The sequence below is a fragment of the Stenotrophomonas sp. MH181796 genome (assembly GCF_009659995.1).
In the GTDB taxonomy this organism is placed as follows: Bacteria; Pseudomonadota; Gammaproteobacteria; order Xanthomonadales; family Xanthomonadaceae; genus Stenotrophomonas; species Stenotrophomonas riyadhensis.
The window spans coordinates 50,169-65,725 of sequence record NZ_RAHU01000007.1 but is presented as its reverse complement, the minus strand read 5'-3'; the positions used below and the strand labels follow the sequence as shown (position 1 = coordinate 65,725).

General features: G+C 66.2%; 12 protein-coding genes. 4 read left to right on the top strand and 8 right to left on the bottom strand.

The window, feature by feature from the left end; all coding sequences use genetic code 11:
- Position 1: 1 nt before the first annotated feature.
- The 5 genes from D5301_RS17405 to mqo form a co-directional block, all read right to left on the bottom strand.
- On the bottom strand, positions 2 to 910 hold the full coding sequence (locus D5301_RS17405) for a biotin-independent malonate decarboxylase subunit beta (RefSeq protein WP_153856405.1): 909 nt from the start codon (positions 908 to 910) through the stop codon (positions 2 to 4).
- Complete coding sequence (mdcC, locus tag D5301_RS17400) at positions 907 to 1,227, bottom strand: malonate decarboxylase acyl carrier protein (RefSeq protein WP_110711573.1); 321 nt, start codon at positions 1,225 to 1,227, stop codon at positions 907 to 909. The genes D5301_RS17405 and mdcC overlap by 4 nt, the downstream gene beginning before the upstream one ends.
- A gap of 10 nt (positions 1,228 to 1,237) precedes the next feature.
- Positions 1,238 to 2,881, bottom strand: coding sequence for a malonate decarboxylase subunit alpha (mdcA, locus tag D5301_RS17395; protein ID WP_153856404.1), 1,644 nt, complete (start codon positions 2,879 to 2,881; stop codon positions 1,238 to 1,240).
- Positions 2,882 to 3,103: 222 nt separating this feature from the next.
- Positions 3,104 to 5,296 (bottom strand): TonB-dependent siderophore receptor, encoded by a 2,193-nt coding sequence (locus tag D5301_RS17390; protein WP_153856403.1) that lies wholly within the window; start codon positions 5,294 to 5,296, stop codon positions 3,104 to 3,106.
- A gap of 355 nt (positions 5,297 to 5,651) precedes the next feature.
- Positions 5,652 to 7,352, bottom strand: a complete 1,701-nt coding sequence (gene mqo / locus D5301_RS17385) for a malate dehydrogenase (quinone) (protein WP_153856402.1) — start codon at positions 7,350 to 7,352, stop codon at positions 5,652 to 5,654.
- Between the two features lie 206 nt (positions 7,353 to 7,558).
- Here mqo and D5301_RS17380 point away from each other — a divergent pair, with 206 nt between their 5' ends.
- Both D5301_RS17380 and D5301_RS17375 read left to right on the top strand, forming a co-directional pair.
- Positions 7,559 to 8,665 carry a PAAR domain-containing protein gene (locus D5301_RS17380; protein ID WP_228756437.1) on the top strand — a complete coding sequence of 369 codons (1,107 nt, stop codon included), beginning with the start codon at positions 7,559 to 7,561 and terminating at the stop codon, positions 8,663 to 8,665.
- Between the two features lie 62 nt (positions 8,666 to 8,727).
- Positions 8,728 to 9,150 (top strand): hypothetical protein, encoded by a 423-nt coding sequence (locus D5301_RS17375; RefSeq protein WP_153856401.1) that lies wholly within the window; start codon positions 8,728 to 8,730, stop codon positions 9,148 to 9,150.
- A 114-nt stretch (positions 9,151 to 9,264) separates the two neighbouring features.
- On the opposite strand, the gene D5301_RS17370 is transcribed toward D5301_RS17375, so the two are convergent.
- Together D5301_RS17370 and D5301_RS17365 are read right to left on the bottom strand one after the other, a co-directional pair.
- Positions 9,265 to 9,711: a GNAT family N-acetyltransferase gene (locus tag D5301_RS17370; protein ID WP_110711578.1), complete on the bottom strand. Its 447-nt coding sequence runs from the start codon at positions 9,709 to 9,711 to the stop codon at positions 9,265 to 9,267.
- Between the two features lie 182 nt (positions 9,712 to 9,893).
- Complete coding sequence (locus D5301_RS17365; protein ID WP_006424060.1) at positions 9,894 to 10,799, bottom strand: LysR family transcriptional regulator ArgP; 906 nt, start codon at positions 10,797 to 10,799, stop codon at positions 9,894 to 9,896.
- A 138-nt stretch (positions 10,800 to 10,937) separates the two neighbouring features.
- Here D5301_RS17365 and D5301_RS17360 point away from each other — a divergent pair, with 138 nt between their 5' ends.
- Both D5301_RS17360 and D5301_RS17355 read left to right on the top strand, forming a co-directional pair.
- Positions 10,938 to 11,573 carry a LysE family transporter gene (locus D5301_RS17360; protein WP_005415673.1) on the top strand — a complete coding sequence of 212 codons (636 nt, stop codon included), beginning with the start codon at positions 10,938 to 10,940 and terminating at the stop codon, positions 11,571 to 11,573.
- 178 nt (positions 11,574 to 11,751) lie between these two features.
- On the top strand, positions 11,752 to 13,740 hold the full coding sequence (locus tag D5301_RS17355; RefSeq protein ID WP_153856400.1) for a prolyl oligopeptidase family serine peptidase: 1,989 nt from the start codon (positions 11,752 to 11,754) through the stop codon (positions 13,738 to 13,740).
- 55 nt (positions 13,741 to 13,795) lie between these two features.
- Here the strand turns inward: D5301_RS17355 and D5301_RS17350 are convergent, their stop codons facing one another.
- A complete protein-coding gene (locus D5301_RS17350) occupies positions 13,796 to 15,550 on the bottom strand; it encodes an oligopeptide:H+ symporter (RefSeq protein ID WP_094002397.1) in 1,755 nt (584 codons plus the stop codon).
- Positions 15,551 to 15,557 lie beyond the last annotated feature (7 nt).

Here is a 15,557-nt window from a genome sequence, read left to right as displayed (position 1 = left end):
CTCATGGCAGGCTCCGATCGGCGGTGGCGGCGAGGAAATCGTCGGTGTCCAGCAGCGGCAGCCGCTGGGGTTCGGCGATGCCAAGCAACGCCCAGATCTCAAGACCATCGCGGCACCCGCCCCAGGCCTGCACGCGCGCTTTCAGTGCAGCATGGCGTCCCTGCAGCGCATCCAATGCGGCATCTGTATCGGTGCTGGCCGTGTCCGGCTGCAGCGCATCGAATGCCGCCTGTGCGAACGCCTCGATGGCATCGGGCACCAGCACCTGTGCCTGGTCGATCAGGTAGCGGTGCTTGCCCCCCGTTACGCGCCAGACCAGCGCACGATCGCGGGAATCGAACTCTTCCACGCCACGCACGGTCTCGATCACTTCCGGCCCGGACAGCGACAGCCGGCCTTCCTCGGACATGATCACCGTGCTGCAGCAGCGGGCGACGATGCCCATGCCACCGAATGCGCCGTTGCCGCTGCCGATCAGCGCCACCACGGGGACGCCTGCAGCGCGCGCATGCAGCGTGGCGCGCATGATCTCGGAAATGGCGATCAATCCCGCGTTGGCTTCGTGCAGGCGCACGCCGCCGGTATCGAGCAGCAGCAGTACGCCTTCGGGCCGGGTCGCGGCTGCGCGGCGCAGCAGGCCAGTGAGCTTGGCGCCGTGCACCTCGCCCACGCCCCCGCCCATGAATTCACCCTGCTGTGCGGCCAGCAGTACGCGTTTGCCGCGCAGCGTGGCTTCACCGACGACGATGCCATCGTCGAATGCCGCGGGCTGGTCGAGCTGGGCCAGGTGTGGGCTCATCATCCGCCGTGCCGGGCCGAGGAATTCACGGAACGAACCGGCGTCGGCCAGGCCGGCGATACGCTCGCGCGCGTCGGCTTCGTAGTAGCTGTGGCGCTGCGTCCGGTTCATCGTGGATCTCCAGCAAGCAGCGTTTCCACCGCCTGGTCCAGGCGCAGGCTGACCACCGCCGGCGTGGCGCCGGCATCGTTGATCGAGATGCGTACATCGCGCAGCGGATGGCGCTGTGCGAAATCGCCGATCACCGCTTCCCAGACGCGGCCAAAGCCCTGTGCGGCGGTGATGATGCGCACCGTCATCGCGCCGTCCAGTGCGGCCGGCTCCAGCAGGATTTCCAGGTTGCCCGAGGCCAGTACGCCGACCAGTACCGCATCGCGCGGGAACTGCACCGGGGTGCGTCCTTCGAATCGATAGTCGAGGGTTTCCATGCTCAGCCCCTTACCAGTTGCGGAAGCGCTTGGGTGGGTCGTACAGACCGCCGGACCAGCGCACCAGATCCTTCACCGAACGTGCCGCCAGCAGGTCGCGGCTGGCATCGCGTACGGAGATGCCGAGGTCATCGGGACGGCGGATCACGCCGCGGTCGCGCAGGTTCTCCACCATCGCGCGGTCGCGGCCCAGGCCCACGGCGGTGTAGCCGGACACGCCGCGGATGGCCTGTTCGCGTTCTTCCGGGGTGCGGCACAGCAGCAGGTTGGCGATGCCTTCCTCGGTCAGCACATGGCTGACGTCGTCGCCGTAGATCATCACCGGCGGCAGCGGCATGCCGGCGCGCTCGGCCAGGTCCCAGGCATCGAGGCGATCGACGAAGGCTGGCGCCATGTGCTCGCGGAACGTCTCCACCATCTGCACCACCAGCTTGCGCCCGCGTGGCATGTCACCGGGGCGTGCGGCCTGCTGGCCGGCCTTGATCCAGGCCTCGCTGGCATGGCGGCGGCCACGTGCATCGGAGCCCATGTTCGGTGCGCCACCGAAGCCGGCGATGCGGTCGCGGGTGGCGGTGGAGCTGTTGCCCTGCAGGTCGATCTGCAATGTCGAACCGATGAACATGTCGCAGGCATACAGGCCGGCGGTCTGCGAGAACGCGCGGTTGGAGCGCATCGAGCCGTCGGCACCGGTGAAGAACACATCGCTGCGTGCGGCGATGTACTTCTCCATGCCCAGTTCGGAGCCGAACGAATGCACCGACTTGACGAAGCCCGATTCGATCGCCGGAATCAGCGCGGGGTGTGGATTGAGCGCCCAGTGCTGGCAGATCTTTCCCTTCAAGCCGAGCGATTCGGCGTAGGTCGGCAGCAGCAGTTCGATGGCCGCCGTGTCGAAGCCGATGCCATGGTTGAGGCGGTTCACACCGTACTCGGCGTAGATGCCCTTGATCGCCATCATCGCCATCAGCACCTGGATCTCGGAGATCTGTGCCGGGTCGCGGGTGAACAGCGGTTCGATATGGTTCGGCTTCGGCGCCTGCACCACGAAGTTGACCCAGTCAGCGGGAATGTCGACGCGGGGCAGGGTGTCGACGATCTCGTTGACCTGTGCGATGACGATGCCGCCACCGAACGCGGTGGCTTCGACGATCACCGGGGTGTCTTCGGTGTTCGGGCCGGTGTAGAGATTGCCGTGGCGATCGGCGGCCTGGGCGGCGACCAGCGCCACGCGCGGGGTCAGGTCGATGAAGTAGCGGCCGAACAGTTCCAGGTAGGTGTGGATGGCACCGATCTGGATGCGCCCTTCGGCCACCAGGTTGGCCAACCGCACCGATTGCGGGCCGGAGAACGAGAAGTCCAGTTTCGACGCTATACCGCGTTCGAATACATCCAGGTGCGAGGGCAGCGACAGCACCGACTGCACCATGTGCAGGTCATGCACCCGCGCGGGGTCGAGTCCGGCCAGGGCCTGGGCGAGGAAGTCGGCCTGTTTCTGGTTGTTGCCCTCCAGGCAGACCTTGTCGCCTGGCTCCAGCAGCGCATGCAGCAGCTCGCCCACGTTGGTGGCGGCGACCTCACGTCCCCGGGCCCACGGCGCGGCACGTTCCAGGCGGGCCTGGCGGCTGCGTTCCAACGTATCCCAGCTCGGGTTCATCGACCGGCTTCCGATTGGCGTCGATGTAATTACGGCATAATTACAGATGGGTATGCAACCCGCACTGCAGCAAAAAGAAGGGCCCGCGCGGAGGCGGGCCCATTCAGACTGAAATGGAAGATGACCCGTACCGATCCGGGTAGTGCCGGCCGCTGGCCGGCTCCTCGTCATCGATACATCGAATGGAGCCGGCCAGCGGCCGGCTCTACCGTTTCCGGTTGCTCAGAACTTCCAGCGCAGGCTGGCCGACACGAAGCGTGGTTCGCCGTAGTTGTTGTAGTCCAGGTTGGCCCAGTAGGTCTTGTCCAGCGCGTTGCGCACGCTCAGGGTTGCCGTCCAGTTGTCGCTGATGCGGTAGTTGGCGTTGAACTGCACCAGCGTGTACGCCGGCTGGTTCACCGTCACCGTGCCGCCCAGCGGGTAGGCGATGTTGTAGCCCTGCACCTTGCTCTGCCACTGCACGCCACCGCCAATGCTCAGGCGTTCCAGCGCGCCGCGCAGCTGCAGCTGGGTGTTGAGCTGCAACAGATCCTTCGGCGGGTTGGCGTACAGCAGATCGGTGGCGGCGCGGGTCACCTTGACGTGGGTGTAGCCGGCATTGACCGTCCAGCCCGGCAGGATCTCGCCGTTGACGTCCATTTCCCAGCCGCGCGCCTTGGTGCCGTTGACGCCGATGTAGGCGGAGGTGCCATCGCTCAGCGAACCCTCCGGCACGCCCATGTCACGCACCGCGTAGTTGTCCTGCTTGGCCTCGAACACGGCGGCATTTGCGGTCAGGCGGCCATCGAGCCATTGGGTCTTGATGCCCGCTTCCAGGTTCGAGCCCTGTACCGGTGCCAGCAGGTTCTCGTTGCGGTCCTTGAAGTTCTGCGGATTGAAGATCTCGGTGTAGCTGGCATACGCCGAGACGTTCGGGGTGATGTCGTAGACCAGGCCTACGTACGGGGTGACTTCATCACTCACCTTGTACGCACCGCTGGTGCCGGTATAGGCGCCTGCGGCGTTGTAGGAGCGGCTGAGGGTTTCCCAGCGGCTCAGGCGCGCGCCGGCAATCAGCGACAGCGGATCGGCCAGGCGCAGGCGGGTGGCCAGGTAGACACCACTCTGCGTGGTCTTGGCCACGCGGCGCGCGCCGGTGCGGCGGTAGGTCACCTCGGAGATGTCGCCGTTCCAGTTGTACACGTTGGGGATGTAGTAGCAGCGCTCGCCGCCGCAGCGTGCCCAATCGTTCGGGAAGTTCAGCGCCAGGGTGTTGGTGGTGCCTTCCAGGTCCGACCACTGTGCGCCGAGGGTCACGTCGTGGTCACGGCCGAACAGATCGAAGCTGCCGGTCAGGTAGGCATCGACGTTGCGGCGGGTGTCCTTCGAATCACCGGCGGCAGCACGCAGGAAGATGCCCGAGCCGGTCACCGGGTCCGGGTTGCCGGTGCCGTACAGGCGCACGTTCTGCACGTTGCCGCGGGTGTAGGCGGTGTTGATCTTCAACAGCCAGTTGTCGCCGAAGCGCTGTTCCAGGTTGGCGAAGGCGGTATTGCTCTCGCGCTTCCAGTAGCTCCACTTCGGCGACAGGTTGGTCGAGCGCGGCAGATGCGCGAAATTGCCCTGGTTGTCGAAGAACGGCACGGTGCCCCAGGTCGAGCCGGTGGGGTTGTTGTCCTGGCTCTGGTAACCCAGGGTGATCGTGGTGCTGTCGGTGAGGTCGCCCTCCAGTACCGCCATACCGGCCATCTTGTTCTCGTCGTAGCGGTCGTAATACAGCCCGCGATCGGTATAGGCGGCGACCACGCGGCTGCGGAAGCGACCATCGGCGGTCAGCGGTGCGGTCACGTCGGCCTCCATGCGGCGGTAATCCCAGCTGCCGGCACTGACCGCGAACGACGCATCGAATTCCTTGCCCGGGCGCTTGCGCAGCAGGTTGACGGTGGCCGACGGCACGCCGGCGCCGCTGAGCAGGCCGTTGGCACCGCGGATCACTTCGATGCGGTCGTAGAAAGCGGTGTCGTATTCCTGGTTGGTGGAACCGCTGTAGGTGGGAATGCCATCGACCTGGAAGTCGGTGATGGCGAAGCCGCGTGCGTAGTACAGCGGGCGCTGGGTGTCATAGAAGGACACGCTGACGCCGGTCACGTTGCGCATCACATCGTTGATGCTGAACAGCGATTCGTCCTGCAGGCGCTTCAGGCTGATCGCGGTGGCCGACTGCGGGGTTTCCTGCAGGGTGATCGGCAGACGGGTGGTGCTGGCAGGCGGCGCCGACTGATCGGCACGCACGCTGACCCGGTCCAGGGTCTTGGCATCGGCAGCGCCGTCGGCGGCAGCGAATGCGCTGGGCGCGGCCAGCAGGGTCAGCGACGAAAGCAGGGCAGCCGGCAGCAGCGCGCGGCGGGGCAGGCGGGTAGGGCGGATCAGGGACATGGTGGGCTCGAAGCGTGGAGGCGGGAAGGGCGGCAACAGTCGTCCAGCACCCGGGGCGGCGGCTTCGGGCACAGTCAGGTCCATCTGGGAGAGGCGCGGTCACTGCGCAGGATGCAAATGTAAATAATTCGTAACAACATTACAATTCGCGTCGTTGTGCAGGGGCTTTCCGGCGCAGAGCAGTGGCGGGCCGGGATCGGATCCCGTTGCCGTAGGCAATGGGCTCTGACCCCATCGTCGGCGCACAAGCGCAGGTCAGAGCCCTCCCGTGCGGGGGGGATCCGACCCACCTCGCACAAAAACAAACGGCCACCCGAAGGTGGCCGTCCGTCTGCATCGAAAGGAACGCGCGGACTTACAGCGCCTGCAGTTCCTCGTCGGCATTGCGCTTTTCCTTGGCCGGTGCCGGAACCGCTGCAGGCACCACCGCCGGGGCAGGAGCCGCCGCATTGGCGTCCACCGGCACCTCCAGGTACGGCAGGTGCAGGGTCTGGCTGGTCAGCGTGCGGATCTCGTTGACCAATGCCGCGTTGTCGTTGAGCTTGCGCCCGTACGAGGGCACGATCTCGCGCAGGCGGGTTTCCCAGCCGGCCTTCATCTGGTCCGGGAAGGCCTTGGCCATCAGGTCCAGCATGATCGGCGGCGAGGTCGACGCACCCGGCGAGGCACCGAGCAGGGCGGCGATGGTGTGGTCCTTGTCGGTCACGATCTCGGTACCGAACTGCAGCACCGGGCCCTTCAACGGATCGCGCTTGATGATCTGCACGCGCTGGCCGGCGGTGACCAGCTTCCAGTCGCCCGGCTTGGCATTGGGGAAGTACTTGACCAGTTCGGCCTGGCGATCGGCATCGTTCAGGCGTGCCTGGGCCATCAGGTACTGCACCAGGTCCAGGTTGTCCTTGCCCACTTCCAGCATCGGGCCAACGTTGTTGTGGGTGACCGAGGAGTACAGGTCCCACCACGAGCCGTGCTTGAGGAACTTGGTGCTGTACAGCGCGAACGGCCCGAACAGGACCACCGGCTTGCCGTCCAGCTTGCGCGCATCCAGGTGCGGCACCGACATCGGCGGCGAACCGGTTTCGGCCATGCCGTAGGCCTTCACGCCATGGCGCGAGGTCACGTCCTGGCCCTGGAAGGCGAGGAACTGGCCACCGACCGGGAAGCCGGCGTAGTCCTTCGATTCCGGAATGCCCGACATCTGCAGCAGTTTCAGCGCGGCGCCACCGGCACCGATGAACACGAAGCGGGTGTGGGTGGTGGTCTCGGTGCCGGCCTTGAGGTCCTTCACCGTCACGTTCCAGCTCTTGTCGGCGTTCTGCCGCAGTGCGGTCACTTCATGATTCAGGTGCAGGCTGAAGTTCGGGCTGCGCTGCAGGCCGGTGGTCAGCTGCCGGGTAATCACGCCGAAGTTGACGTCGGTGCCGAGCGGCATCCAGGTCGCGGCGACCTTCTGCTTCGGGTCACGGCCTTCCATCAGCAGGGGGGCCCACTGCTGGATCTGCTTCGGATCCTCGGAGTACTGCATGCCGTAGAACAGCGGGTTCTTCACCAGGGCCTGCTGGCGCTTGTGCAGGTAGGCGATGTTGTCATCACCCCAGACGAAGCTCATGTGCGGGGTCGGGTTGATGAAGTCGCTGGGCTGGCTCAGCCGGCCTTCCTTCACCTGGTGCGACCAGAACTGGCGCGAGACCTCGAACGATTCGGCGATGCCGACCGCGCGCTTGGTCTCGATGCTGCCGTCGGGCAGTTCCGGGGTGTAGTTCAGTTCGGCGAATGCCGAGTGGCCGGTGCCGGCGTTGTTCCAGCCATCGGAGCTTTCACCGGCGACGCCGTCGAGGCGTTCGTAGACCTGGATGTTCCAGTCCGGCTGCAGTTCCTGCAGGTAGGTGGCCAGGGTGATGCTCATGATGCCGGCGCCGACCAGCACAACGTCGACGGGCTTGTCGTTGCTGGCGGCGGGCACCGAGCGCTGAGTCAGTGGCCAGTACAGGAACAGCGCGGCGGCCAGCAACAGCAGCACGAGCAGGGCGAGCAGGGCCTTGCCAAATTTCTTCATGGGGGCGGGATCGTTGGCGGAGGGGAGGAGTTCAGGATGCGCATCAAGCAGGGAAAGGGCGTGAAGAAACAACGCGTTGCGCCATCCTGGCGACGATTCTAACCGGAACCGGTCCTGTTTTTGTGCAATGCATCATCCTGTGGCCGGAGCTGTCCGGGTACACTTGGTGGTTGCTTCCACACAAGACACGGCCATGGAGGGGCCGAATGACGATGTCACGGATGCTGATCGTGGTAGGTGACGCCCTGCAGACGGGCGGTTCGGTGCTTACGGGTTCACCGCACACCGACATCGAAGGCCGTGCAGTGGCACGGGTTGGCGACCGGGTGATCTGCAGTCGCCACGGGCCGGGCTCCATCGTGTCCGGCGACAGCACTCTGGTCATCGACGGCCAGCCGGTGGCCCGCGATGGCGACAAGGCCAGCTGTGGCTGCACGCTGATGGCCGGCAAGCAGCAGCGGGCGCATGTGGCGGGCGGTGGTGGAGGCAGCGGCGGCGGCGCGGCGATGGCTGCGGTGGCCTCGGCGGCCAAGATGCTGCTGAAGAAGCCGCAGCTGCAGACGCCAAGCTTCGCGCCTCCGGGTACCCAGGCACCGCAGTGCTGGGTGAAGGATCATTCCACCCAGGTGTCGCAGTCGCCGGACGGACGCTACTTCGAAGGCTATGCGCCTGATGGCGCCCGGTACGAGTATGAGCTCCACGCCAGCTTCCGCGTCGACGTGCCGCTCAAGAGCGGCGGCGACATCGTAGTGACCAGCCGCTTCCGGGTGACGACCAAAGGGCGCGTCAGTGCCGCCCAGGTGGCAGAGGCGAAGCAGCGCCTGCGCGACGGTATCAAGCGGCACTGGAACAACCAGTTCACCATCACCGTGGCCGATCCCCAGTGCGGCACGCGGACCTTCCCCGTGCGTTATGACATTGATTTCGTCGACAGCGGGCAGGACTATTCGGTGCTGCTGCACGATGTCTACGAACGTGAGATGGTCAGCGACAGCGTCCTCTATGCGTCGGTGGACACGACGCCGTGGACCTATGCGCATGAGTACGGGCACTGCCTGGGGCTGCCGGACGAATACGATGATGCGGCCGTGGCAAACGATGGCATCGTGAAGTTCTTCCTTCCCAGCGGTACGCTGGACACCGAAGAGGTGCATGCGCCGGAATTCCGCGAAGACAGCGACCCGCTGGCGACCATCATGTCCAGCGTGGACTGCAGCGTGACCCGGCCGCGCCACTGTTACAACATCGGACGCGAGGTACAGGAGCTGCTGACCCGCGAGATCGCCCGGGAGATCACATGCACCGTCTCATGATGTCGCTCGCCCTCGTGCTTGCCGCCATGCCTTTCACCGCATCCAGCCAGGAAACGCCCACCATGATCGAACTCCACGTGCGCTGCATCGACAATGCTCCCTGCCATTTCCTCGGCGAGGACATCCGCGTGGAACTGGAACTACGCAATGCCGGCAGCGAGGACGTGCAGGTGCCGGCCGAGTTCTACCGCCGGCGCGGGCCCAGCGTGAAGCTGGTGGACCGCCATTCCGGCAAGGAAACGTCGCTGGCCATCAACCCGCCCGATGCGCGCCTGTTGAAGTCACCGCAGACGCTGCGGCCGGGGCAGTCCTTCCGGTTCCCATGGCGCATCCTGCCGTCGGAAATCAGCGGTTTCGCCCTGCGCCCGATCGATGTGTCGGCGGTGTTCAGCGTCAACCTGACCCCCGGTGTGCGCGGCGGGCAGGCCCGCATCGTCAGCAGCGAGCTGCACATCACCGACCCGGCCGGCAGCACGCCGCGCTGAGTCTGCCAGCTCCGACCTTCGGTATGTTGCTGGTGTTCGACGCGCCAGATCAGGATCGGACAGCAGGCGGTTGAGCCTGGCGGGACGGCATCCGGCCACCTTCATGGCCGGGTGTCAGGGCAGTTCGAGAATCTCATCGCCGGCGTCATCGATCTGCCCGGTCGGGCGCCAGCCCAGCCGGCGGTAGAAGCCGTGCGAGCGCGAACGCGGGTCGGCCGAGCAGGCCAGGAATAAGCGTTGGTGGCCGGCATCGCGGGTCAGGCTGACCACTTCCTGCAGCAGCTGGCGGCCGATGCCGCGGCCTTCGTAGTCCGGCAGCAGGGCCAGCACCAGCACCTCGCCGCTGTCGCGGTCGGCGAAGCAGTAGCCGGCCATGCGCTCGCCTTCCCAGGCGACGCGGCCGATGAAATCACCGGCCGAGATGCCCTCGGCCCACGTCTGAGCGGTGATGCCCAGCTGTGCCAGTTGTGCAGCACTGAAGGCATTCTCGCGGGTACGCCCGCGCAGGTCGATGCAGGCGGCGGCATCGTCGGGGTGGGCATCGCGGACCGAGATGGGCATGCAGGGCATCCTTGCAATGATCGGCCCGCCAGTATCCGCATCACGCATGGACCCGGTGTGGAGGCTTCGTGGAGATTGGATGGAGCAAAAAGGGGACGGAGGGGATTAAGTCGTCTTTGCCTGATATGTCGTTTGGGTCTTAAACGACTTAATCCCCTCCGTCCCCTTTTAGCGGCTTTCGCTCAACGCTTGCGCCGGATCAGCGCCGAGGAGGCGTCCAGCACCGCGCGGGTCAGCAGGGCCATGGTCTGTACGTCGCCCTTCCAGTGCTGCCAGTACAGCGGCACGTCTTCCCACGCGCGCTGGCGCACATAGACCAGGCGGCCGGCGTCCAGATGCCGCTTGACCAGGGGCAGGGGGTTCATGGTCCAGCCCATGCCGCCCAGGTTGGCCTGCACGAACGCGCGGGTGGAGGGAATCCACCAGGTCGGCGCGGTGCTGGGCAGGTCGTCGCCCGCCATCCGTCGGGCGAAGCGCGACTGCATTTCGTCCTTGCGGTTGAACACCAGCACCGGTGCCTGCGCCAGCGCTTGTGCGGTCACACCCTTGGCGAAGTGGCGCTCACGGAACTCGGGGGTACAGGTCGCCGCGTAGCGGATGCTGCCCAGGGCGTGGATCTGGCACCCCTGCACCGGCTCGTCCAGCGTGGTCACCGCGCCCAGCACCGTGCCCTGGCGCAGCAGTTCAACGGTGTGGTCCTGGTCTTCCACGCGCAGGTCCAGCGTGGTGCCGGTGCTCTGCGCGAACTGCGAGGCGGCCTGCGGGAACCAGGTTTCCAGGCTGTCATGGTTCACCGCCACCGGGATGCTGGCCTGCGGCAGGTCTTCGTCAGCCAGGCCCATCCGGTGCAGCGCGTCGTGTTCGAGCAGAGCGGTCTGCTCGGCCAGCTGCACCAGTACCTGGCCCTCGGCGGTCGCGGTGGCCGGGGTGCCGCGCTTGACCAGCAGGCGGCCGACCCGATCCTCCAGCGCCTTGACCCGCTGCGAGATGGCTGACGGCGTGACATTCAGCGACTGTGCGGCGCGGTCGAAGCTGCCTTCGCGGATCACTGCGGCGAGGGCGCGCAGCTGGGCATGGTCGATACGCATCGAATTAAGTTCCGCTAATGTTGGTTTAGGAAGTTTAGCTCGTCTTTTTCATGTTGCGGCGCGACAATGGCGCCTGTTCCGGTGCTGTCCGCCTTCGCGAGGCACCGTCCCCCCAAGCAATACAAGGCAGTGAATCCCATGTTCTCGGTCATCTCCGCCAGCACCGGCCTCGGTGCCTGGTTCTCTGGTGCAGCTACCGGCATCGGCCTGTTCGCCGTGGTCGGCGCCCAGAGCGCCTTCATTCTGCGCCAGGGCATCCTGCGCAAGCACATCGTGCCGGTGGTCGCCACCTGTGCGGCCATCGATGCGATCTTCATCTTTGCCAGCGTGGCCGGCCTGCGCACGCTCACTTCGGCGCTGCCGTGGCTGACCACCGCCGTGCTGTGGACCGGCGTGGCGTTCCTGGCCTGGTACGCAATGAAGTCGGCACGCCGTGCGATCGCCGGTGGCGGCGGCATGGGCGAGGCTGACAGCGACGACGGCAGCCGCCGCGCGGTGCTGATGGCCGCGGTCGGCTTTTCGCTGATCAACCCGCACTTCTGGCTGGACATGATGGTGATCGGCTCCATCGCCGAGAACTTCGGCAACGCCCGCATGGCCTTCGCCGCCGGCGTGGTCACTGCCAGCTGCCTGTGGCTGACCGCGCAGGGCCTGGGTGCACGCCTGCTGGCGCCGCTGTTCACCAAGCCCAGCACCTGGCGCGTGCTCGACGGCACCATCGCCGTGATCCTCAGCATCCTGGCCCTCATGTTGGCGGTGCGCGGGGTCCACTGACCCGGCGCACGCCCCCCGAACCCACGTCCTGACTCTCTCTCCAAGGTAGTGGTAACGACGGCACCGGCAACGGTGCCGTCGTTTTTTCCGCGTTGTCCCGTCTGCCTCTGGCAGGGACTGCAGAAGCCTGCCTAGAATCCGCCATCAGGACAAGGTGTCCGCAGGAGCAGGGGGAAGGATGCGCAGGACGATACTGGCGGCCGCATTGGCCGCCCTGGGGTGCGTTGCGATCGGCGGCGCGGGTGCGGTGGACCTGTCGCAGTACGTGCGGCAGGAAGCCTTCACCGACATCAAGATTTCACCGACGGGCGAGTACGTGGCGGCGACCGTGCCGCTGGAGGATGCCACCGCGATCGTGGTGCTGCGTCTCAAGGACAAACAGATGGTCGGCAATTTCCGGCCACCGGACAAGAATCATGCCTACGAGTTCGATTGGGTCAGTGACGAGCGACTGCTGATCGGGCTGGCCCAGAAATGGGGCTCGCTCGACCAGCCCAATCCCACCGGCGAGCTCTATGCGATCAATGCCAATGGCAACCGCGGCGAGCTGCTGGTGGGCTACCGGGTGGAAAGCAAGGGGCCGGGCACGCGGATCCAACCGAAGAAGGTGGAGGCCGTTGCCGCGTTCCTGGCCGATGACCTGCCAGATGATGAGCGCAACGTGCTGGTCACTGTCTGGCCACTGTCGGAAGATCCATTCACCCGCGTCGATCGCATGGATGTGACCAGCGGGCGTCGCTCGCGGGTCGCGTCTTCACCGGTAAGGCGCGGCGAGTTCACCACCGACGGTGCGGGCGAGGTCCGCTTCGTGCATGGCGCCGGCAGTGACAACGTCAACAAGCTCTACTTCCGTGAACGTTCCGGCGACAACTGGAAGCTGATCAACGACGAAGCCGTCAGCAAGCGCATCGAAACCGCCATCGGCTTCTCCGCTGATGGCAGCGTGGCCTATCTCAATGCCGAGCAGGCACAGGGCCCCAATGCGATCATCAGCTGGAATCCGCAGACCGGCGAGCGCGCGACGCTGTTGCGTGACGAGATGGTCAATCCGTACCGGATCATCCATCGGCCCGGGACCCACGTGCCGGTCGGTGCGTTGTATCTGGGCGATACGCCGCGCACCCGCTTCTTCGACGAGAAGTCGCCGGAGGCGCGCTTGTACCGCAGCCTGGAGGCGGCATTCGGCGGCGCGGTCTACATCACCTCCAGCACCCGCGATGGGCGTGTCGTGCTGGTGGAAACCTGGTCAGGCACCAATCCGGGCGATTTCTACGTGTATGACACAGTCGCGCGCAAGGCCGACCACCTGATCAGCCGCAGTGAGTGGATCGACGTGGACCGCAGCGCCAGCGTGCGGTCGATTGCCTTGAAGGCCCGCGACGGCCTGCCGTTGCACGGCTTCCTGACCCTGCCGGCCGGCAGCGACGGGCGCAACCTGCCGATGGTGGTGATGCCGCATGGTGGCCCGTTCGACATCTTCGATTCCGGCCAGTACGACCGCGAAACGCAGATGCTGGCCGCCGCCGGTTATGCCGTGCTGCAGGTCAACTTCCGCGGGTCAGGCAACTACGGCCGGGCCCACACCCAGGCCGGTGCGCAGCAGTGGGGGGCGGCGATGCAGGACGACGTCACCGATGCCACCCGCTGGGCGATCAGCGAAGGCATCGCCGACGGCCGTCGCATCTGCATCTACGGCGCCAGCTACGGGGCCTACTCGGCGATGATGGGCGCTGCCCGCGAACCGGGGCTGTACCAGTGCGCGGCCGGTTATGTCGGCGTCTACGACCTGCCGATGATGTATACCCGCGGTGACATCCAGGACCGCGGTTCAGGCGTGACCTACCTGCGCGAATGGCTGGGGGACCCGGCCAAACTGGGCGCGGTGTCGCCGGTGAACCTGGCCGAGCGGATAAAGGTGCCGGTGTTCCTCGCGGCCGGTGGCGAAGACAAGCGCGCGCCGATCCAGCACACGGAGCGCATGGAAGCGGCGCTCAAGCGTGCCGGCACGCCGGTGGAAAGCCTGTACTACAAGACCGAAGGCCACGGCTTCTACACCGAGGCCCATCGCAGCGAGTACTACGGCAAGCTGTTGGCCTTCCTGTCACGCAGCCTGGGCGGCAAGACCGCAACGACTGCACCTGCGGCCGGCAAGGACAAGGCGCCGTAAGCTGACAGGGCGGCGGATGATCGGTCCGCCGCCCTGGATTTCCACACGTGGGGGCTTACTTCACCCCGTGCATCATCTTCTTCAGCAGCGGCGCGGCGATGAAGGCGGCCAGCGCACATCCCAGGCCGATCCACATCAGCAGCCAGAACAGGTGCGCATAGGCGCCGGCGGCGGCCACCATGTCCAGCGATTCGCCTTCCGGCACCTCGATTGCCGCCAGCTTGCCGAACAGCGCGGCCAGCGTTTCCGAGAACGCGGTGGCCAGGAACCAGGTGCCCATCATCAGGCTCATCACCCGCGGCACGGCCAACTGGGTCACCGCCGACAGGCCGACCGGCGACAGGCACATCTCACCGCTGGCCAGCAGGAAGTAGGCCAGTACCAGCCACCACACGCTGGCCATCTCGCCAGTGGCGCCAACCTGTTGCGCGGCCAGCGCCAGCGGCACGAACGAGAGCGCGCCGATCACCAGGCCCCAGGCCGACTTCACCGGCTTGCCCGGCTCCCAGCCGCGGCGGTCCATCCACGTCCACAGTGCGGCGAAGGCCGGCGCCAGCAGCACCAGGAACAGGCCGCCGAGGTAGGTCAGCGAGCCGGCGGTCTGCGGAATCACCAGGCAGTCGCGCACCAGCAGCACCAGCATCAGAACGACAATGGCGGCGAAGAACGTGCGCGGCGCGGCCGAACCCGGGCGCCGCTCGGACAGGCGCGCGCTGACCACGAAGCCCAGCGGTGCCAGCAGCAGCGAGATGATCGACCACGGCAACGGGGTACCGCCGGTGATCACCAGCGAGGGCACGATGTCCTTGGTCAGCAGGCGGTCGGTGAAGGTCACCCACGAGCCGTACGACTGCTCGTACATCGTGAAGAACACCAGGGCCATGAAGATCAGCACCATCAGTGCGATCATCTGCTGGCGCTGCACCGGCGTGCACTTGCTGCCGGTGAACCAGGCAAACCAGACCAGCACGCCACCAAGCACCACCAGCATCAGCATCAGCGCCAGGCTGATTTCACCACCCAGCGCGAACGCGCCGTTGCCGGCCGCCCACATCAGCCACGCCACCGGCAACACACCGAGCACCGCGCACAGATAGATGAGCCATTCGCGCGGCAGGCCCAGCACCTTCTGCTTCAGCGCGGCCGGTTGCGGCGGCTCGGCGTGGCCCTGCAGGTACTTCTGGCCCCACAGGAACATCGCCAGGCCGGCCAGCATGCCGATGCCGGCCGCACCGAAACCGTACTTCCAGCCATAGGCCTCGCCGAGGAAACCGCACACCAGCGAGGAGAACAGCGCGCCCAGGTTGATGCCGGCGTAGAACAGCGAGAAGCCCGAATCGCGGCGCGGATCGTCCTTGGCGTACAGCTTGCCGACGATGGTGGAAATGTTCGGCTTCAGGAAGCCGACACCCATGATGATCAGCGCCAGCGACAGGTAGGTCACCGCCAGCGCCGAGGTGTCGCGCACCACTTCGCCGTTCACCCGATACGCGGCGTGGCCCTCGAAGGCCATGCCAAGGTGGCCGAGCACCAGCAGGATGCCGCCGAACAGCACCGCCCGGCGCATGCCCAGCCAGCGGTCGGCCAGCATGCCGCCGAACACCGGGATGCAGTACACCAGGCCGCCATAGGCACCGAGCAGGTCCAGGCCGGCCTTGTCGCCGAACAGGTGGTACTTGGTCAGGTACAGCAGCAGCAGCGCCTTCATGCCATAGAAGGAGAAGCGCTCCCACATTTCGGTGAAGAAGCAGACGTAGACGCCCTTGGGATGGCCCAGGAAGTCGTCGGAGGCGGTAGCGGCAACGGTCATCGACGGC

Coding starts and splice junctions, on each gene's coding strand:
- D5301_RS17405 (WP_153856405.1), bottom strand. CDS start 910: ATGAACCGGACGCAGCGCCACAGCTACTACGAAGCCGACGCGCGCGAG.
- mdcC (WP_110711573.1), bottom strand. CDS start 1,227: ATGGAAACCCTCGACTATCGATTCGAAGGACGCACCCCGGTGCAGTTC.
- mdcA (WP_153856404.1), bottom strand. CDS start 2,881: ATGAACCCGAGCTGGGATACGTTGGAACGCAGCCGCCAGGCCCGCCTG.
- D5301_RS17390 (WP_153856403.1), bottom strand. CDS start 5,296: ATGTCCCTGATCCGCCCTACCCGCCTGCCCCGCCGCGCGCTGCTGCCG.
- mqo (WP_153856402.1), bottom strand. CDS start 7,352: ATGAAGAAATTTGGCAAGGCCCTGCTCGCCCTGCTCGTGCTGCTGTTG.
- D5301_RS17380 (WP_228756437.1), top strand. CDS start 7,559: ATGACGATGTCACGGATGCTGATCGTGGTAGGTGACGCCCTGCAGACG.
- D5301_RS17375 (WP_153856401.1), top strand. CDS start 8,728: ATGATCGAACTCCACGTGCGCTGCATCGACAATGCTCCCTGCCATTTC.
- D5301_RS17370 (WP_110711578.1), bottom strand. CDS start 9,711: ATGCCCATCTCGGTCCGCGATGCCCACCCCGACGATGCCGCCGCCTGC.
- D5301_RS17365 (WP_006424060.1), bottom strand. CDS start 10,799: ATGCGTATCGACCATGCCCAGCTGCGCGCCCTCGCCGCAGTGATCCGC.
- D5301_RS17360 (WP_005415673.1), top strand. CDS start 10,938: ATGTTCTCGGTCATCTCCGCCAGCACCGGCCTCGGTGCCTGGTTCTCT.
- D5301_RS17355 (WP_153856400.1), top strand. CDS start 11,752: ATGCGCAGGACGATACTGGCGGCCGCATTGGCCGCCCTGGGGTGCGTT.
- D5301_RS17350 (WP_094002397.1), bottom strand. CDS start 15,550: ATGACCGTTGCCGCTACCGCCTCCGACGACTTCCTGGGCCATCCCAAG.